Here is a 1,766-nt window from a genome sequence, read left to right as displayed (position 1 = left end):
CCCCACACTAAATCTATATCGCCTAGCTCCTCTCTCTCAAACGCTCCAGCCACTTGCCCTTGTCTTTCGGTTAAAAGTTTTTTGATAGCGTTTTGTCCGTCTCTATAGAATTCAGCATAGTTAGTGCCAAATTCTTTAATAGGGCGTATGTTTAGTTTAAGTTCCCTTAGTCCCCTAACATTTTCTAGCTCAATTTTTGAAATAATAGATGATTTAGTTAAAAACTCTTCACTCTTGCCATATTTAATTAAGAATTGACTTAAAGGCTTTAACGCTAAGTTAGTTGCTTGTTTAAGGGCGTTACGAGCTTCTTTTATAAACTCTTTTTTCATTGTTTTTTGTCTTTTAGCAAGTTTAAAAGCTGGTGAGTTTTCAAGATTATTTACAAATTCTATTTTTTCTAAAGCATCTAAAGCTTTTTGATTTGTTGGTGCTTTTTCTATCTCATTTCTAAATTCTTTTATTTTTTCAAATTCTTTCTGGCCGCCTATGCTAGAATACTCTGCGATTTGGTTAGGCTTATGTCTCTCTACTGCCTTAACGCTATAAAAGAAATTTTCATATAATGTTTTTAACCTATCTTTGGCTTCATTACCAAGAGCTTTTTCTCTATTTGGTCTAACTCTGCCATATACTCTCTCATATAATTTAAAGGTGAGTTGCCACTATTCTTATAAAAGTGTTTTAATGCGTTTATATCTACATTAAAGCCTTTATCTATTGCTTCTTTAAAATCTAATTCTATAGGTCTTTCGTGTTTCTTATAATTTGATTTAGGATTTATATTTGCTTCATCTGCTTTGGCTTGTGGGGTTGGCTCTTGTGTTTTAGCTGTGGTGGCTATCGGCTCTTGTGGTTTTGGAGTTGGCTCTGCGGTTTTGGCTGTTGTTTCAGCTTCTTTTATGCTTTGGTTTGGTATAGTTTGGGCATTGGAATACTGTAATAAATCGCCTCCCATAGAGTTATTTGCTCGAGTGGTTGCTGGAAGTGGCGTCCCAGTCAGCATTTCTTTCTTACCCAAAAGTGCTTTGGCACCATTTGCCGTTGGCTCTGCGGTTTTACCGAAAGTGAGTTGTGTAGGAGTAGGCGACCCTACTGGGTAAGAATTTCTTTTTAATAATCTCTCATTTTCTTTTTTAGCATTACTTGAATATGTAGCGTGTCTTACTTGTAAATTATCGCTATTAAAATCCTTTTGAATGCCTATTTTACCTAATTTGCCATTTTCTAAAATGCTACCGATTAAAGCGATATTTGGTTGATTATTTGTGTAAAAAAATGTTGGGTTATCCTTTACGGCTTTTATTAATTTAAACACTTCACTAGGCTTACTAAATAGCTCTTTGTGTTTTTCATATAAATGCTCTAAATCTGCTATGATTTGTTTGTTTGGATTAATACCAGCCAACTCTTTAACCCATTCATCTATACTTATTTTTACATTTAAATCGCTCTTTGGCTCTACTCCATTATCACTCATTACAAATCCATCGCCCTTTATACTATTTTGGGTTAAATTTGGTGTAGCTTGGCTTAGGCTATCTACTTCTTGTTTAATTGCGGTTGATGGTGTTGGGGCGTCCTTTGATTGATTTTTTAGGGCGTTTTGTAGATAAGAGATTTGTTTGGTTAGGCTATCTATATTACCGCTATTTGCTTGATTTGCTAAATTTGGTTGATTGTCTGCTTTTACTACTTGTTTTTCTATCTCTTTAACTGCGTTTTTAAACTCATTTAATAGATTTCTTGTTGGTGTTGGCAAGTTA

At 34.4% G+C, this 1,766-nt stretch carries 2 pseudogenes; both read right to left on the bottom strand.

Features of this window, described 5'->3' with window-relative positions:
- Positions 1 to 332: pseudogene (locus CCAL9328_RS10550) on the bottom strand (DUF3519 domain-containing protein); the annotation flags it as partial.
- Between the two features lie 239 nt (positions 333 to 571).
- Positions 572 to 1,766, bottom strand: a pseudogene (locus tag CCAL9328_RS10545) (hypothetical protein); the annotation flags it as partial.

This window comes from Campylobacter sp. RM9328 (assembly GCF_012978615.1).
This window is presented reverse-complemented; position numbering and strand designations above follow the sequence as displayed.